15 protein-coding genes and 1 pseudogene are annotated in these 16,100 nt (G+C 71.4%); 3 read left to right on the top strand and 13 right to left on the bottom strand.

Going from position 1 to position 16,100, the window contains the following annotated elements:
- Positions 1–21: 21 nt before the first annotated feature.
- The gene (locus tag NFU81_RS36590) at positions 22–477 is read right to left on the bottom strand and encodes an Lrp/AsnC family transcriptional regulator (RefSeq protein ID WP_251500241.1); all 456 of its coding nucleotides are present in this window, start codon (positions 475–477) and stop codon (positions 22–24) included.
- Between the two features lie 49 nt (positions 478–526).
- Complete coding sequence (locus tag NFU81_RS36585; RefSeq protein ID WP_251500240.1) at positions 527–1,294, bottom strand: UbiX family flavin prenyltransferase; 768 nt, start codon at positions 1,292–1,294, stop codon at positions 527–529.
- Positions 1,295–1,511: 217 nt separating this feature from the next.
- Here NFU81_RS36585 and NFU81_RS36580 point away from each other — a divergent pair, with 217 nt between their 5' ends.
- The gene (locus NFU81_RS36580; RefSeq protein WP_251500280.1) at positions 1,512–2,045 is read left to right on the top strand and encodes a rhomboid family intramembrane serine protease; all 534 of its coding nucleotides are present in this window, start codon (positions 1,512–1,514) and stop codon (positions 2,043–2,045) included.
- A 205-nt stretch (positions 2,046–2,250) separates the two neighbouring features.
- Positions 2,251–3,522 (top strand): hypothetical protein, encoded by a 1,272-nt coding sequence (locus tag NFU81_RS36575; RefSeq protein WP_251500237.1) that lies wholly within the window; start codon positions 2,251–2,253, stop codon positions 3,520–3,522.
- A 62-nt stretch (positions 3,523–3,584) separates the two neighbouring features.
- On the opposite strand, the gene mqnP is transcribed toward NFU81_RS36575, so the two are convergent.
- The 9 genes from mqnP to hemL form a co-directional block, all read right to left on the bottom strand.
- Positions 3,585–4,508, bottom strand: a complete 924-nt coding sequence (gene mqnP / locus NFU81_RS36570; RefSeq protein WP_251500234.1) for a menaquinone biosynthesis prenyltransferase MqnP — start codon at positions 4,506–4,508, stop codon at positions 3,585–3,587.
- On the bottom strand, positions 4,505–5,962 hold the full coding sequence (locus NFU81_RS36565; RefSeq protein WP_251500231.1) for a menaquinone biosynthesis decarboxylase: 1,458 nt from the start codon (positions 5,960–5,962) through the stop codon (positions 4,505–4,507). The genes mqnP and NFU81_RS36565 overlap by 4 nt, the downstream gene beginning before the upstream one ends.
- Positions 5,963–5,996: 34 nt before the next feature.
- A complete protein-coding gene (gene ccsB, locus NFU81_RS36560; protein WP_251500228.1) occupies positions 5,997–7,109 on the bottom strand; it encodes a c-type cytochrome biogenesis protein CcsB in 1,113 nt (370 codons plus the stop codon).
- The gene (gene resB / locus NFU81_RS36555) at positions 7,106–8,878 is read right to left on the bottom strand and encodes a cytochrome c biogenesis protein ResB (RefSeq protein ID WP_251500224.1); all 1,773 of its coding nucleotides are present in this window, start codon (positions 8,876–8,878) and stop codon (positions 7,106–7,108) included. Before resB ends, ccsB begins: the two co-directional genes overlap by 4 nt.
- A gap of 4 nt (positions 8,879–8,882) precedes the next feature.
- Positions 8,883–9,569: a cytochrome c biogenesis CcdA family protein gene (locus NFU81_RS36550; protein WP_251500277.1), complete on the bottom strand. Its 687-nt coding sequence runs from the start codon at positions 9,567–9,569 to the stop codon at positions 8,883–8,885.
- Positions 9,570–9,660: 91 nt separating this feature from the next.
- On the bottom strand, positions 9,661–10,272 hold the full coding sequence (locus tag NFU81_RS36545) for a TlpA family protein disulfide reductase (protein ID WP_251500222.1): 612 nt from the start codon (positions 10,270–10,272) through the stop codon (positions 9,661–9,663).
- Positions 10,273–10,388: 116 nt separating this feature from the next.
- Positions 10,389–11,666 carry a polysaccharide deacetylase family protein gene (locus tag NFU81_RS36540; RefSeq protein WP_251500220.1) on the bottom strand — a complete coding sequence of 426 codons (1,278 nt, stop codon included), beginning with the start codon at positions 11,664–11,666 and terminating at the stop codon, positions 10,389–10,391.
- A 396-nt stretch (positions 11,667–12,062) separates the two neighbouring features.
- On the bottom strand, positions 12,063–12,749 hold the full coding sequence (locus NFU81_RS36535) for a histidine phosphatase family protein (protein WP_251500217.1): 687 nt from the start codon (positions 12,747–12,749) through the stop codon (positions 12,063–12,065).
- On the bottom strand, positions 12,746–14,053 hold the full coding sequence (hemL, locus tag NFU81_RS36530) for a glutamate-1-semialdehyde 2,1-aminomutase (protein WP_251500215.1): 1,308 nt from the start codon (positions 14,051–14,053) through the stop codon (positions 12,746–12,748). The genes NFU81_RS36535 and hemL overlap by 4 nt, the downstream gene beginning before the upstream one ends.
- Positions 14,054–14,468: 415 nt before the next feature.
- Between hemL and NFU81_RS36525 the strand changes: the two genes are divergently transcribed.
- Positions 14,469–14,897 carry a hypothetical protein gene (locus NFU81_RS36525; RefSeq protein ID WP_078582806.1) on the top strand — a complete coding sequence of 143 codons (429 nt, stop codon included), beginning with the start codon at positions 14,469–14,471 and terminating at the stop codon, positions 14,895–14,897.
- Between the two features lie 224 nt (positions 14,898–15,121).
- On the opposite strand, the gene NFU81_RS36515 is transcribed toward NFU81_RS36525, so the two are convergent.
- Together NFU81_RS36515 and NFU81_RS36510 are read right to left on the bottom strand one after the other, a co-directional pair.
- The gene (locus NFU81_RS36515; RefSeq protein WP_251500212.1) at positions 15,122–15,403 is read right to left on the bottom strand and encodes a hypothetical protein; all 282 of its coding nucleotides are present in this window, start codon (positions 15,401–15,403) and stop codon (positions 15,122–15,124) included.
- Positions 15,404–15,524: 121 nt separating this feature from the next.
- Positions 15,525–16,100 (bottom strand): annotated as a pseudogene (locus NFU81_RS36510) (hypothetical protein); the annotation flags it as partial.

Genomic DNA, 16,100 nt, shown 5'->3' with positions numbered 1-16,100 from the left:
CGACCGGTTCCGACACTACGCTCAGGCTTCCTCGGGCAGCGCCCCGACCCGGTTCTCCCACTTCGTGGACAGCACGATCGTGGTACGGGTGCGGGCCACGCCCTTGGTGCCGGACAGCCGGCGGATGGTGTGTTCGAGCCCGTCCACGTCGCCGACCCTGACCTTGAGCATGTAGGAGTCGTCGCCGGCGATGAACCAGCAGTCCTCGATCTCGTCCAGGTCGCGCAGCCGGCCCGCCACGTCCTCGTGGTCGGCGGCGTCGCTCAGCTGCAGTCCCACCAGGGCGGTGACGCCCAGGCCCAGCGCCGCGGGGGCGACCGTGGCGCGGTAGCCGGTGATCACTCCGGCCTGTTCCAGGCGGTTGATGCGGTCGGTGACGCTGGGACCCGACAGGCCCACCAGCCGGCCCAGTTCCGCGTACGACGCGCGGCCGTTCTCCCGCAACGCCTGGATGAGCTGTCTGTCCACCGCGTCCATCAGTGGGACCCTCCCGTTCGTGCCACGACTGCGCTGTCTGGACACGAATCTAAGGCATGAACGGGTCCGTGCCCTGCGCATGTGCTCTTCCCGGCAGGACCTCACCCGCATCAGGAGTCGCACGGGCCTCCTGCGCCGCGGCCCCCAGCTCGCCCTGCCAGCGGCGGTACAGCTTGTGCGGGACGCCCGCCGCGTCGAGCACCCGGCCGGCGACGAAGTCCACCAGGTCCTGGATGTGCACCGCGCCGGCGTAGAAGGCCGGCGAGGCGGGCAGGACGACGGCCCCCGCGTCGTCCAGCGCCACCAGGTGACGCAGGGTCTGGCCGCCGAGCGGGGTCTCACGGACCGCGACCACCAGCGGCCGCCGCTCCTTGAGCGCGACGCTCGCCGCCCGCTGCAGCAGGTCCTTGGACAGCCCGAGCGCCACCCCGGCCACGCACGCGGTGCTGGCCGGCACGATCAGCATGCCCTTGGCCCGGTACGACCCGGAGGACGGTCCCGCGGCCAGGTCGCCGGCCGGCCAGTGGCGTACCCGGGACAGGTCGGCGGGCGGGTAGCGGCCGGGGGTGCCGTCGGCGCCGCGGGCCAGCAGCCCGGCCAGGTCCTCGCGCCAGTGGGCGTCGCGGAAGCCGGCGCCGGTCTCGTCCAGCAGGGTCAGCCGGGCCGCCCTGCTCACCACCAGGTCGACGTCCTCGCCCGCGTGCAGCAGCCCCCGCAGCACGGCGGCGGCGTACGGCGTCCCCGAGGCCCCTGACACGCCGACCACCCAGGGTTCGCGCGCGCGGCCCTGCGGGGTGCCGTCCGGGTTGTCGTCCACGCCGACGAGCGTAACCGGACCCGGGCGAAGCCGCCGAAGCGGGAACCGGGTGCCGGTGGGAGGCGTTGTCCACGGTGGAGGGCACTGGGGACTCAGGGGGGTTTCGGTGGCATACGGACAGACCGTGGGAAGGGTCGCACGGCCGCGGGCGGGCCTGGTCGACACGCTGCTCGCACCGCTGCGCGCCGGCAGCCGCGTCGCCGTGGCGGCGCTGCTCATGGCGGGGTGGCTGGCGCTGCTGTGGGTGCTGGAGGCCGTCAACGCGCTGAGCGACCAGCGGCTCGACACCTTCGGCATCACCCCGCGCAAGGGCAGCGAGCTGCTGGACATCGTTCCCGCGGCCTTCCTGCACGTCGGCTTCGCCCATCTCGCCTCGAACAGCCTGCCGCTGCTGGTACTCGGCTTCATCGCGGCGCTGCGGGGCATAACCCGCTACCTCGCGGTGGCGCTCACCATCATGGTCATCAGCGGCCTCGGGGTCTGGCTGATCGCTCCCGCGCACACCACCACGCTGGGCGCCTCCGGGCTGATATTCGGCCTGTTCGGCTACCTGCTGAGCCGCGGCTTCGTCGACCGGCGGCCGCTGGACGTCATCGTGGGCCTGATCGTCGGCGTGCTCTACGGCTCCATCCTGTGGGGCGTGCTGCCGACCGCCGACGGGGTGTCCTGGCAGGCCCATCTGTTCGGGCTGATCGGCGGACTGGCCGCGGCGTTCCTCTTCCGGGAGCGCACGGTCGCGGTGTCCGCTTGACCGCCCGCCCCTGACCGCACCTCCCCGACCGCCCAGCGCCGCCCGCGCGTTGCCGTATGTCGGCAACGCAGGTCGCCACAAGTCAGCCGGAAACCCCCGCGAGACCACAGCCTCCGCACAGCTACGCTTCTGCCAACCCCACACCGACACCCACATCGTTGTCCGCGATCTGGTCGCGACGTCCGAGGAGTTCGTCATCAACACCATGCGCAAGGGTCTCGCCGCCGCCGGAGTGGTCGCGCTGATAACCGCAGGGGCGGCCGCATGCGGCAACGAAGAGCCCAGCACCCCGCAGGGCAAGGTCAGCAACGCCTTCATCCAGCTCGGTGAGCAGAAGTCCGTGACGCTCGGGCTGTCCTTCGACGGCACCCCCGACCAGATCTACGCCGCCCTCAAGGACCAGGACGACTTCAAGCGCGCCGACGCCGACCTGATCGCCGGGCTGCGCGTCTCGACGTCGTTCAGCGCCGACAAGGCGCTCGCCGAGCTGAGCGGCGACGACAAGGGCATCTCGTTCGGCGTGGAGGTGGCGGGCGGCGCCTCGGGCAAGTCCGAGGGCAAGACGCTGATCGGCCTGCGCTCCGTGGACCAGAAGGCCTACGTGCAGGTGGACCTCAAGGGCCTGGCGGCCCTGGACACCACCGGCGACGCGGGCCTGTCCGACATCACCGGCATGCTGGGCTCGGTCGACCAGCTGCCGTCGTCCTTCGGCTCGATCAAGACGCTCGCCAAGGGCGGCTGGGTCTCCATCGACCCCAAGGCCTTCGCGGAGTTCGCCAAGACCCTCGGCGACGACGCCTCGGGCGACAGCGCGTCCGGCAGCGGGTCCGGCAGCGGTTCTGACGACGGGTCCGACGACTCCCCGCTCGGCGGCCTCGGGCTGCCGTCCGGCCTGCCGACCGGGCTGCCCACCGACCTGGCGCACAAGACCTTCGCCGAACTGCTGGCGCCGCTGCAGAAGTCGCTGACCAAGGACGCGAAGATCACCGACCTCGGGTCGCAGGACGGCGCCGACCACCTCAAGGTCAGCGTGCCGGCCCGGTCGCTCGCCCAGGACCTGAAGAGCAGCCTGGGCTCGATGGCCAAGGTGCTGCCGGGCGACCTGCAGAAGAGCCTGGACGACGTGCCGAACAAGACGGTGGCGCTGGACGTCGCCGTCAAGGGCGGCAAGCTGACCCACGTCAGCGTCGACCTGGCGCAGTTCGACGACACGATCCACGGCAAGCTGCCGCTCGGCCTGTCCGTCGACGGCGGCGCCGACCCGGTCAAGGCCCCGGCCGGCGCCCAGCAGCTCAACCCGCAGGACCTGATGGGCGCGCTGATGTCGCAGCTGGGCGACTTCAAGGTGAAGGCCGACAAGCTCGACCCGGGCGCCTTCACGGCGCGGCCCGGCCAGCTCACCGGTGACGACTCCGCGTCAGCACAGGCCCCCGCCGACCAGCTCAAGGACCTGCACATCGACCTGAGCGGTCTGTAGGCCCTCGGGACGGGGGAACCCCCCGTCCCGAGGAACCGCACGCGCTCCGCGCGGCCCGGCGCTCAGGTGCCGAGGCCGCGCGCGAGCAGGTCGAGGAGCGCGAAGACGAAGAGCGTGATGCCGATCACGCCGTTGACCGTGAAGAAGGCCCGGTTGAGCCGGCTCAGGTCGTGCGGCCTGACGATGGAGTGCTCGTAGAGGAAGGCACCGGCGACCACCGCGAGGCCCGTCCACCAGAAGCCGCCCGCGTGGACCGCCACCCCGTACCAGACCAGCAGGGCCGCGGTGATCGCGTGGCAGACCCGGGCGCCGTACAGCGCGGCCGGGATGCCGAAGCGGGCCGGCACCGACTTCACGCCGTGCGCCCGGTCCGCGGCCACGTCCTGGCAGCCGAAGATCAGGTCGAAGCCGCCGATCCACACGCCGACCGCGACGCCCAGCACCACCGGCTGCCAGGCCCACGACCCGGTCACCGCGAGCCACGCCCCGATCGGGCCCATCGCCTGCGCGAGCCCCAGGATGGCGTGCGGGAAGTTCGTGAACCGCTTGCCGTAGGGGTAGACCACCATCGGCACCACCGCGACCGGCGCGAGCGCCAGGCACAGCGGGTTGAGCAGCGCGGCCGCGCCGAGGAAGACCACGACGGCGATCAGCGCGCCCGTCCACGCGGACCGTACCGACAGGGCGCCGGTGACCAGTTCACGGGTCGCGGTGCGCGGGTTGCGGGCGTCGATCTCCCGGTCGATGATCCGGTTGCAGGCCATCGCGAAGGTGCGCAGGCCCACCATCGCCACGGTGATCAGCAGCAGTTCGCCCCAGTGCACCGAGCCGTCGTCGCGGAACATCGCGGTGAGGGCGGCGATGTAGGCGAAGGGCAGCGCGAAGACCGAGTGCTCGATCATCACCAGGCGCAGGAAGGCCTTGACCCGGCCGTCGGGCCTGGGCCGCGGTCCGAACAGGTCCGGGGTGGCGGATTCCGCACTCACAGGCCGTACTCCCTCCATCGGCGGTCGACCTTCGCCGCCGTCTCCGGGTCGGAGAGCACCATCTCCGGCCAGCCCCCGTCCCGCGTGTAGCCCTCCTCGGGCAGCTTGCGGGTCGCGTCGATACCGGCCTTCCCGCCCCAGAACTGCTGGTACGAGGCGTGGTCCAGGTGGTCGACGGGTCCCTCCACGACGGAAAGGTCGCGGGAGTAGTCGGTGTTGCCCAGCGCCCGCCAGGCGACCTCGTGCAGGTCGTGGACGTCGCAGTCGGCGTCGACGACCACGATCAGCTTGGTCAGCGACATCATGTGGGCGCCCCAGATCGCGTGCATCGTCTTCTGGGCGTGCTTGGGGTACTTCTTGTCGATCGAGACGATCGCGCAGTTGTGGAAGCCGCCCGCCTCCGGCAGGTGGTAGTCCACGATGTCCGGCACGATGATCTTCAGCAGCGGCAGGAAGAAGCGCTCGGTGGCCCGGCCCAGCGGCCCGTCCTCGGTCGGCGGCCGGCCCACCACGATCGACTGGAAGAGCGGGCGCTTGCGCATCGTCACGCAGTCGATGGTCAGCGCGGGGAAGGGCTCCTGCGGGGTGTAGAAGCCGGTGTGGTCGCCGAACGGCCCCTCGGGCAGCATCTTGCCCGGCTCCAGCCAGCCCTCGATGACGACCTCGGCCTGCGCGGGCACCTGCAGCGGCACCGTCTTGCAGTCGACCAGCTCGACCCGCTTGCCCTGCACGAAGCCGGCGAACAGGTACTCGTCGATGTCGCCGGGCAGCGGCGCGGTCGCGGCGTAGGTGACGGCGGGCGGGCAGCCGAAGGCGATGGCGACCGGCAGGCGTTCGCCGCGCCGCTGGGCGACCTGGTAGTGGTTGCGGCTGTCCTTGTGGATCTGCCAGTGCATGCCGATGGTGCGCCGGTCGTGCCGCTGGAGGCGGTACAGGCCCAGGTTGCGTACGCCGCTCTCCGGGTCCTTGGTGTGGGTCAGGCCCAGGTTGAAGAAGGAGCCGCCGTCCTGCGGCCAGGTGAAGAGCGCCGGCAGCGCGTCCAGGTCGACGTCGTCACCGGTGAGGACGACCTCCTGCACGGGTGCGTCGCCCGACTTGACCTTCTTCGGCGGCACGTGGACCATCCCGGCCAGCTTCCCGAAGGCCTCCCGCACCCCGACGAAGCCGTGCGGCAGTTCGGGCTTGAGCAGCCCGGCGATCTTCTCGCCGATGTCGGTGTACGCGTTCAGGCCGAGCGACTTCAGCAGCCGGCGGTCGGTGCCGTAGACGTTCATCGCCAGCGGCGCGGCCGAGCCCCGCACGTTCTCGAAGAGCAGTGCGGGGCCGCCGGCCTTGTTCACCCGGTCGGTGATCTCGCCGACCTCCAGGTACGGGTCGACCTCGGCGGTGATCCGCCGCAGGTCGCCCTCCTTCTCCAGCGCCCGGAGGAACGAGCGGAGATCGTCGTAAGCCATGGCGCCAGTCTCGCATCCCGCCGCGATGGCTTCGTCAGACCCCGGCGTAGGAGTGCTTGCCGCTGACGAAGATGTTCACGCCGTAGTAGTTGAACAGGAAGCACCCGAAGGCGATCAGCGCCAGATACGCCGCCTTGCGGCCCTTCCAGCCGGCCGTGGCACGGGCGTGGAGGTAGCAGGCGTAGGCGACCCAGGTGATGAACGCCCAGGTCTCCTTGGGGTCCCAGCCCCAGTAGCGGCCCCATGCCGCCTGCGCCCAGATCGCGCCGGCGATGATGGTGAACGTCCACAGCGGGAAGACCAGGGCGTTCATCCGGTACGCGAACTTGTCCAGGGTCGCCGCCGCCGGCAGCCGCCGCATGATGTCGCCCCACCGGCCCTCGCTCGCCCGGCCCGCGGTGACCGCGACCTCGTAGTGGTCGCGGAAGAGGAAGAGCAGCGTGCCGACCGCGGCCAGGTAGAAGATCGCGCCGGAGATGATCGCGCACGAGACGTGGATCCACAGCCAGTACGAGTGCAGCGCGGGCACCAGCTGCTCGCTGCTGGTGTAGAGCACCGACAGGGCCAGGCCCAGGTCGAGCAGCACCGAGGTGGTCAGGAACAGCCCGATCCAGCGGACGTCCTTCTTCAGCGCGAGCAGCACCAGGTACGCGCCGACGGCGACCGCGCCGAAGGTGGTGGAGAACTCGTACATGTTGCCCCAGGGGGCGCGCTGTACGGAGGCCGCGCGGAAGGCGACGCCCGAGGCGTGCAGAATCCAGGCCAGCACGGTGAAGGACACCGCGATACGGCCGTAGAGGTCGCCCTTCTCGTTGCCGCCCGCGGCGCCCGGGCCGTCCGCGATGCCGCGGTCGCTGGCCGAGGCGCGGGTGACGACCGTGGGGCGCTCCAGGGTGACCGTGCTGCCCCCCGCGGTCTTCACGGTGACCTGCTGGGCCGCCTTCTGCTGGGCCGCCTCCGCCGCGGCCTGCTCGGCCTGCGCCTCGGCGGTCAGCGCCGCGGACTGCACGGCGATCTTGCTGCGCCCGCCGAAGACCCACTCCGCCAGGTGCGCGAGGAAGGCGAGGGCGTAGACGAACATCGCCGAGCGGATCAGGTAGTTGCTGTAGTTCGCGAAGTTCTCGTTGACCGCGGCAGCGATGTTCACGCGCGCGCTCCTTCGTCGTCGTTCACGGCTGTGGTCTCGGCTTCGGTCTCGGCTTCGGGCTCGGCTTCGGTCCCGGCGGCGTCGTCGTCGGTGCCGGCTTGTGGTGGCGGGGCCTCGCCGCCGGCTTCCCCGTCGGCCTCGCCGTCCGGTCTGACCGGGGCGTCCGGCAGCAGTTGCAGGGCGACGTCGCCGATCTCGTCGGCGATCCGGGCCGACTCGCTGCGGCCCAGGCCGCCCATCTCGACGACGGTCACGCCGTCCTCGGCCCGTACCGCCCGCACCCAGATCCTGCGGCGCTGGATGAACAGCGAGCCCGCCAGGCCCAGGATCGCGCCGACCCCGCTGACCAGGGCGGCCTCGTTGCCCGACTGGTGGGAGACGGTGAAGCTGGCCCAGGTCTTGACGCCGTCGAAGGTGAGGCTGCCCGCGCCGTTCGGCAGCGTCATGGTGTCGCCGACCTTCATCGCCTTGCTGAACGGCTGGCCGTCGGTGCCCTTGAACTGCTTCAGGTGCGTGGTGTCGAGCTGGTACACGTTCTGCTGGGCGCCGGAGTCGATGCCGAGGTCGCCGTGGAAGGCGTTCAGGATCAGCGCCGGGTACTGCAGCGTCGGGAAGGAGGAGTGCGGTCCCCGCACGTTGTCCAGGGCGAAGGTCGGGGTGAAGATGCCTCGGAAGCCCAGCTGGTCGGGCTTGCCGTCCTTGCCCAGCGCGTCGGGCACCTTGATGACGCCGACCGAGGTCAGCGCGGTGTCCTGCGGCAGGAACGGGACGACCGACTTCAGCACGTTGCCCTTGGCGTCCCTGACGGTGACGACCGGCGCGTAGCCGTGCGAGATCAGGTAGACCTTCTCGCCACCGATGCTGAGCGGGTGGTTGACCGAGATCTCGCCCTTGACCGGCTTGCCCTCGGTGCCGCTGTAGTAGTGGATGTTGGCCTTGAACTCCAGCGCGGTGCCCTTCTCCGGGCCGCTGGTGGCGTACTTCTGGTCGAAGCTGTCCAGGTCGAAGCCGAAGGGCTGGAGGTCGTCGGCGCCGTAGAGGGTGCCGCCGCTGAAGTCGTCGTACTGCGTGAGGTTGTTGACGAAGCCGTCGCCCTCGACGACGAGCTTGCCGCCCTCGGCCTTCTCCAGCGACGTCAGCGCGAAGGCGATCAGCAGCCCGAACAGCGAGACGTGGAAGATCAGGTTGCCGAACTCGCGCAGGTAGCCCTTCTCGCCGGCCACCGAGGTGTCGGTCACGCTGGTGCGGAACCTGCGGCCGCGCAGCGCCTTGCGGGCCGCCTCCGTGACCTCCTCGGGGCTCGCGTCCGTACGCCATGTGCTGTACGCCGGCAGCCGGGTCAGGTTGCGCGGGGCGCCCGGCGGCCGGGACCGCAGCTGGCCGACGAACTGCCAGGTGCGCGGCACGATGCAGCCGGCGAGCGAGATGAACAGCAGGATGTAGATCGCCGCGAACCACGGCGAGCTGTAGACGTGGAAGAGGCCGACCCTCTCGTACAGCGGGCTGACCGTGGGGTGCTTGATCTTGAAGGCGTCGACCTTGAGCTGGTCGCTGTGCTGCGGGATCAGCGAGCCGGGGATCGCGGCGAGCGACAGCAGGAACAGCAGGATCAGGGCGACCCGCATCGAGGTGAGCTGCCGCCACATCCAGCGCAGCCAGCCCAGCACGCCGAGCGCGGGCGCCTCCGCGAAGGTGTCGGCGGGTGCGGTGCTGAGCTGCGCCCCTGCCGCGCCGAGGTCTTCGCGCTCGGATTTCTCGGTGATGCTCATGGGTTCAGACCCCTGTGGTGAAGCTGCTCGACCAGATCTGCATCTGGTAGGTGATGTGATCCCACACTCCGGTGACCAGCAGGACGCCGACCGCCACGAGCATGCCTCCGCCGAGCCTGATGACCCACACGTAGTGGCGCTTGACCCAGGCGAAGGCGCCCAGCGTACGGCGGAAGGCTATGGCCGCCACGATGAACGGCACGCCGAGGCCCGCGCAGTAGAACGCCATCAGCAGCGCCCCGCGGGCGGCGCTGGCGTCGTTGAAGGCCAGCGCGTTGACCGCGCCCAGCGTGGGGCCGACGCAGGGCGCCCAGCCGAGCCCGAACAGCACGCCGAGCAGCGGCGCCCCTGCCAGGCCCACCGCGGGCTTGGTGTGGAAGCGGAACTCGCGCTGGGTCAGGCCGCCGACGAAGCCCATGAAGACCAGGCCCAGCACGATGGTCAGCGCGCCGAAGACCTTCGTCAGGACCTCCCGGTGGACCAGGAGGGTCTGCCCGAAGTTGCCGAAGAGGGCGCCTCCGGAGACGAAGACGGCGCTGAAGCCGAGCACGAACAGCGAGGCGCCGGCGAGCATCCTGCCGCGCCTGGCCTCGCCCAGGTCGGTGCCGGTCATGCCGGTGACGTAGGACAGGTAGCCGGGGACGAGCGGCAGGACACAGGGCGAGAAGAACGAGATCAGGCCGGCGAACATCGCGATCGGGATCGCGGCCAGCAGCGCCCCGGTGAGCACCGTCTGGTTCTGGTCGACCGCCAGGACGGTCAGCGTGCCCGTACCGCCCACGTCACTTCTCCGCGGCGATCGGGTCGATCAGCCGGTTCAGGTCGTCCTCGCCGAGCGGCTTGAGCGCGCGGGCCGCGAGCCGGCCCTCCCGGTCGATGACCAGCGTGGCGGGCAGGCTCTGCGGGTTCAGGCTGCCCTTGGGGAACCGCAGGATCAGCTTGCCGTACGGGTCGTACAGGTTGGGGTAGGTGATGCCGAAGCGCTTGGCGAAGCTGGCCGCGTTGGACACGGTCAGGTCCCGGGTGTTGATACCCAGGAACTGCACGCCCTTGGCCTTGTCCGCGGCGGAGACGGTGGCCAGGTGGGGGGCCTCGGCACGGCAGGGGCCGCACCACGAGCCCCAGATGTTGACGACGACGACCTTGCCCTTGTACGCCGCCAGGCTGTCCTGCCCGCCGGCCACGGTCTTCCCCGACAGGTCGGGCGCGGGCTTGCGGTCGGCGGGCTTGACGACGGTGATGTCGCCGCTGCCGCTGACGAAGTTGGAACTGCCCGAGTTCGATCCGGTCGAGGACGCCGAGCAGGCGGCGAGCGTCAGCGCCACGACGGCGGCTCCGACCAGTGCCACGGCACTGCGGAACGGGCGGCGTCGAGGGGCGCGCGTAGGACTCATGTGAAAAGTTTCGCATGGGCCTTCCGGCGATCTTCCACACCCCCGACACCGGCACCAAAAGCGGCAATCGCCCCAAGTAAGGACCAGATGATGGTCCGGCGGCCGGCCCGGCGGGGTCAGGCGACGGCGGCCGAGGACGGCGTGGTCTCCGCGGGCACCGGGGCCGGCAGCTTCGTGAAGTCCTTCCAGCCCTGCGCCGGCGCCTCGCCGACCTCCAGGGTACGCAGCCGGTCGAGCACCGCCGGGTCCTGCGCGTCCAGCCAGTCCACGAACTGCCGGAAGGACACCATCCGGACGTCGTCGTGCCCGGCGGCGGCGATGTACTTGAACGCGTCCTCGACCGCGTCCATGTAGATCCCGCCGTTCCACTCCTCGAAGTGGTTGCCGATGTAGAAGGGCGCCCGGTTGGTCTGGTAGGCCCGCTCGAACCCGGCGATGTACGACGCCGCGGCCTGCTCGCGCCAGTACGGGTAGTTGCGCGGGTCGCTGCTGGTCGCCGCGTGCGACTGGTTGGCCAGCATGTTGTAGTCCATGGACAGCACCTCGAAGCTGTGCCCGGGGAAGGGGATCAGCTGCAGCGGCAGGTCCCACACGCCCAGCTTCTTCGACGGCCAGATCTGGTTGCCGCCCGGGGAGCTGGCGTCGTAGCGGAAGCCGAGCGCGCTGGCGGTCTGCAGCCACTGGTCCTGGCCGAGCAGGCACGGGGTGCGGCCGCCGATCAGCTCGGCCTCGTAGTCGAAGGGCAGCGGCTCGTCGTCGTGCCAGCCGGTCTGCGTCTTCCAGGTGGTCACGAAGGCCTTCGCCTGGTCGATCTCGCTCTTCCAGTCCGCCGGGGTCCAGCGGCCGACGCTGCCGGCGCCGGTGCAGAAGTGGCCGTTGAAGTGGGTGCCGATCTCGTGGCCCTCCTGCCAGGCCTGCCGGACGTTGTCGAGCGTCATCCGCAGGTGGTCGTCGGCGAGGTAGCCGATGTCGGAGGCGCCGAGCGGGCTGTTGGGCGGGGCGTACTCCAGCTTCCGGCCCTCCGGCAGCAGGTAGAGCCCGCTGAGGAAGAAGGTCATGGACACGCCGTGGTCGGCGGCGAGTTTGCGGAAGCGGGGGAAGAGGCCGTTGCCGACCTCGCCTGCGCCGTCCCAGGAGAAGATCACGAACTGCGGTGGGGTCTGGCCGGGCTCCAGCCGGTCCACGTCGGGCTGGTTGGGCTGGTCGCCGGTGTGTGCGGTGGAGCCGTCGCCGATCAGGGTGACCGTCTTCGGGGCGTGCGCGCCGCTCACCCCCGACGGCTGTCCCGTGCCCTGCGCGCCGCTCTTCTTCCCCGTCCCGCACCCCGCGACGGCCAGGCCCGCCGCCGCTCCTGCGGTTGTCGTCAGCAGACTCCTTCGGCTCATCCCACTCATGCGTGATCCCCGTCTCTCGGCGTGCATGCCGTGCAGGCTGAGGCGGGCGGAGGTGTGGACGCCCACCATGACGTCCACACGTTCCTCGCGTATTATCCTATTTTGTTCAAATCACCTCAATGTCCCCCAAGTGGCCCGCACCCTTTCGCCCTCCCGGGTGACATCCCCTGCGGGGCGCCTCTTCCGGAAGAGGGCAGGCCAAAGGGGCGCGGGGAACGGCGCGCTCAGCCCCCACCGGCCGGCCGTCCGGCACGGACCGGACAGCCCCTTCGGGTCGGTGACGACCCGCGCGTGGTGGGTGGCTGAGCGCGCAGTTCCCCGCGCCCCTGACGGGCACCGCCTGCGGAAAGGGCAGCAGAGGCACGCCGCATGGCGCGGGGTCGGCCGGGGGGCCGCTCAAGCCCCGAAGGCCTTCGTTCCCTTCGGGGGCTTCACGCCGCCGCCGCGCAGGTGGGCGGGGACGAGGTCGATGGCGGGCTCGGAGTAGCCGACGGAGACGATCTCGTCGCCGCGGTACGTGAAGCTGGTCACGCTCGCGAGCGTGCACTGCCGGCGGCGCGGATCGTGCCAGAGCCGCCGCCGCTCCGCGTAGGAGCGCACCACCCAGATCGGCAACTGGTGGCTGACACACACCGCCTCGTGCCCCCGCGCCGCGTCCCGCGCGGCGCCGAGCGCCGCGGTCATGCGCACGACCTGGTCGACGTACGGCTCCCCCCAGCTCGGCCGGAACGGATTGGTCAGGTACTTCCAGTTGGCCGGCTTGCGCAGCGCGCCGTCGCCGATGCCGAAGGTCTTGCCCTCGAAGATGTTCGCGGCCTCGATGAGCCGCGGGTCGGCGGCGAGGTCGAGGCCGTGGGCCTTGGCGACGGGCGTCGCCGTCTCCTGGGCGCGCTCCAGCGGCGAGGCGACGACGTACCTGACGTCCCGCTCCGCGAGGTGCTCGGCGACCCGGTCGGCCATCTTCCGGCCCAGCTCGGACAGGTGGTAGCCGGGCGCCCTGCCGTACAGGACCCCGTCGGGGTTGTGGACCTCGCCGTGCCGCACGAGGTGCACCACGGTCAACTCGTCCCCAGAATCACTCATGCGTGGGCCTCCGCTGCGGCACGTGCGGCGGCGGGCAGCGCGGCGGCGATACGCTCCACGGCCCGCTCGTCGTGTGCGGTCGACACGAACCAGGACTCGAACGCGGACGGGGGCACATACACGCCCTGCGCCAGCATCGAGTGGAAGAACGGGGTGAAGCGGTACGCCTCCTGCCGCTTCGCCCCCTCGAAGTCACGGACCTCCTCGTCCGTGAAGAAGACGGAGAACATATTGCCCGCCGTCTGCAGCCGGTGCGCGACCCCCTCCTTGCTGAGCGCCGCCGTCAGCAGCCCCTGGATCTCCTTGGAGACCGCGTCCACCGTCCGGTAGGCCGCGTCGTCCAGCAGCCGCAGCTGCGCGAGCCCGGCCGCGGTCGCCACCGGGTTACCGGACAGCGTGCCCGCCTGGTAGACCGGGCCGACCGGCGCGAGCTGCGCCATGACGTCGGCCCGCCCGCCGAAGGCCGCCGCGGGGAAGCCGCCGCCCATGACCTTGCCGAAGGTCATCAGGTCGGGGCGGACGCCGTCGAGCCCGTACCAGCCGGCCTTGCTGACCCGGAAGCCGGTCATGACCTCGTCCGAGACGTAGAGCGCGCCGTCGGCCGCGCACAGGTCCCTGAGCCCGGCGTTGAAGCCGTCGCGCGGCGGCACGACGCCCATGTTGCCGGGGGACGCCTCGGTGATGACGCAGGCGATCTGCCCGGGGTTCGCGGCGAACGCGGCCCGTACGGCGTCGAGGTCGTTGTACGGCAGCACGATCGTGTCGCCGGTCTGCGCACCGGTCACCCCGGGGGTGTCGGGCAGCCCGAAGGTGGCCAGGCCGGAACCGGCGGCGGCCAGCAGCGCGTCCACATGACCGTGGTAGCACCCCGCGAACTTGACCACCTTCGCCCGCCCGGTGAAGCCGCGGGCCAGCCTGATCGCGGACATCGTCGCCTCGGTGCCGGACGACACCAGCCGCACCTGGTCCAGCGGTTCGACCCTGGCCACCATCTCCTCGGCGAGCGCGACCTCGCCCTCACTGGGTGTACCGAAGGACGTACCGCGGGTCACCGCGTCCTGTACGGCCGCGACCACCTCGGGGCGCGCGTGGCCGAGGATCATCGGTCCCCACGAGCAGACCAGGTCCACGTACTCGCGTCCGTCGGCGTCGGTCAGGTACGGACCGGTACCGGACACCATGAACCGGGGCGTACCGCCCACGGCACGGAAGGCCCGCACCGGAGAGTTCACGCCTCCTGGGGTCACGGCCGCCGCGCGGTCGAACAGTTCCTGGGACACTGGTGCTTCGTACGGATAGCTCACAGACACATGCTCTCAAACCCCGGGCGTTGCGCGACAACGTCTCAACCGTGCATCTGACACGATGATCGGGTTGCATGGTTGGGGCGGCAGATGGTCGGGTAGTGGAATGCAGCAGACGGGTGGCGGTCCGGGCGAGGGACCGGGAGAACACGTACCCGGACCCGACGACGCCCGCCCGACCGGCAAGCGCCGCCGCACCCCGCAGAACACACAGGACTCGCAGAACTCGCAGCAACGACACACCGCAGAGCCGAGCAGCCCGGAACCACGCGAACAAGAACACCACGAGCAACAGCAACACCGAGGACAACGCGACCACCGCGGAGATCGCGGAGCTCGCGGAGATCACAGCCGGCGCGAAACGAACGAACGCCGATCGACCGCAGAGGGCAGGAGCAGGGGTGGCCGAGTGGGGGTGACCTACAAGTACTTCGGTGCGCCCGACGGTGCCACCGCGGCCCGCGTCCCGATCTCGATGCGCCCGGAGGAACTCGGCGGCGACGAACTCGGCCAGGGCCTGTACACCAAGGTCAAGCCGGAGACGATGGCCGCGATGGTCCTCACCGGCATCGAGGGCATACCCCCGGCCAAGGTCCCGCCGCTCGAACTGGTCGTCCTGCACCCGGACTACGCCGTCGTCCGGCTGCCCGCCTCCGTCGTGGAGCCGCTGCGCAACGCCAACGAGGAGTCCCTCGGCGCCGCTGCCTTCATCTGGTCGACCGTCCCCGACCGCCGCGGCCCGCGCGACGCGTTCGTCATCTACCAGATGCTCCACGAATGGCAGGACTTCGCCCGCCGCTGCCAGGAGTCAGGGCACCAGCTCTACTGCCTGGTCTGGCCCTGACCCCCGCCGCCCGCCTCACTGAGTAGCCCCGCGGCCACGGGCCTCGGGCAGCTCGCGTACTTCGTCGCGGTCGCCCCGCCCCGCCCCGATGAGCGCAACGTCACCCGGGCCGCGGAGCGCGTGCCCGTCCGCCGGTCCGGCGTCAGCGCCCGGATCCGGCCAGCCGGAGAGGGAGTTGGCGGCCGAGCTGTCCGACCGCCCCGTGACGCACCGCCGGCGGGCCTTCACCCGGCCGTAGCGCCGGCCTGACCCTCGGCTTCGCGCCCGGATTGGTGCCCGTCGGCCTCGTCGCCCCAGGCCAGCGCCTTGAGCTGCATGCGGGCGGCGGGTGCGCTGCTGGGCACGGTCGCCCAGTACGGATGCGCGGTGACCATGACCGAAAGCCGCACCAGACGTCGGCGCAGCACGGTGGTCTGGGTGCCTGCGGCACCGGCCAGTTGGCGATACGTGGCGTACCAGTCGCGCTGCGCCTGGACGAGGTCGGCGGGGAAGGTGTGGTGGTGCATGCCTCGGATTCTCGCATACGTTCGAACGCATGTACGAGACATCGGCCGCGGCGGCCCGCCGCGTGTCGCGTACGGCGGGGCGACGCCACTGACGCCCCCCCGCCCGGGCGTCAGCGGCGGGTCACAGGCAGATCAGCAGGATGCACACCTGGCGCGGCGGCTGCGGGTCCGACGTGGTCGGCGGCTGCGCCGGCGCGGTGGTCGCGGGCGGCGAGGCGGGCGTGGTCGCCGTCGGGGGCGGCGTGGTCTGGGCCGGGGCCGCGGCCGGCGGCGGCGTCGTCACCGGGGCCTGGGACGCGACCGGCTGGGTCAGCGGCTGCCGGGTCGCGGTGGACTGCGGGGCGGCCGTACGCGGCACGACGGGCACCGACCGGGTATGCGACGGCGGGGTCGTCGCCGCCGGGTTCGGCGGGGCCGGGGTGCCGTGGGTGGTTCGCGGGGTCGCCGCCGCGGGCGTGGTGACCGGCGAGGTCGCGACGGGCAGCGTGTCGCCCACCGGCACGTCGGGGGTCGTCGCGGCGGCCGTCCGGCCATCGGAGCCGCCGGTCGACGACGCCGCGATCGTCAGGCCGCCGCCGGCCAGCGCGACCGCGGTCGCCGCCGCGGCCCTGCGGCGGTTCTTGCGCCAGCGCGCCTGCTGCTGCCGTCTGGCGGCCCGCCCGCCGGGGCGCGGCCCGGGCAGCGCGAGGTCCCGCAC

It is taken from the genome of Actinacidiphila cocklensis (assembly GCF_907177275.1).
GTDB lineage: Bacteria > Actinomycetota > Actinomycetes > Streptomycetales > Streptomycetaceae > Actinacidiphila > Actinacidiphila cocklensis.
Note: the sequence above shows the minus strand (reverse complement) of the source record. Positions and strands in the feature narration are given on the sequence as shown.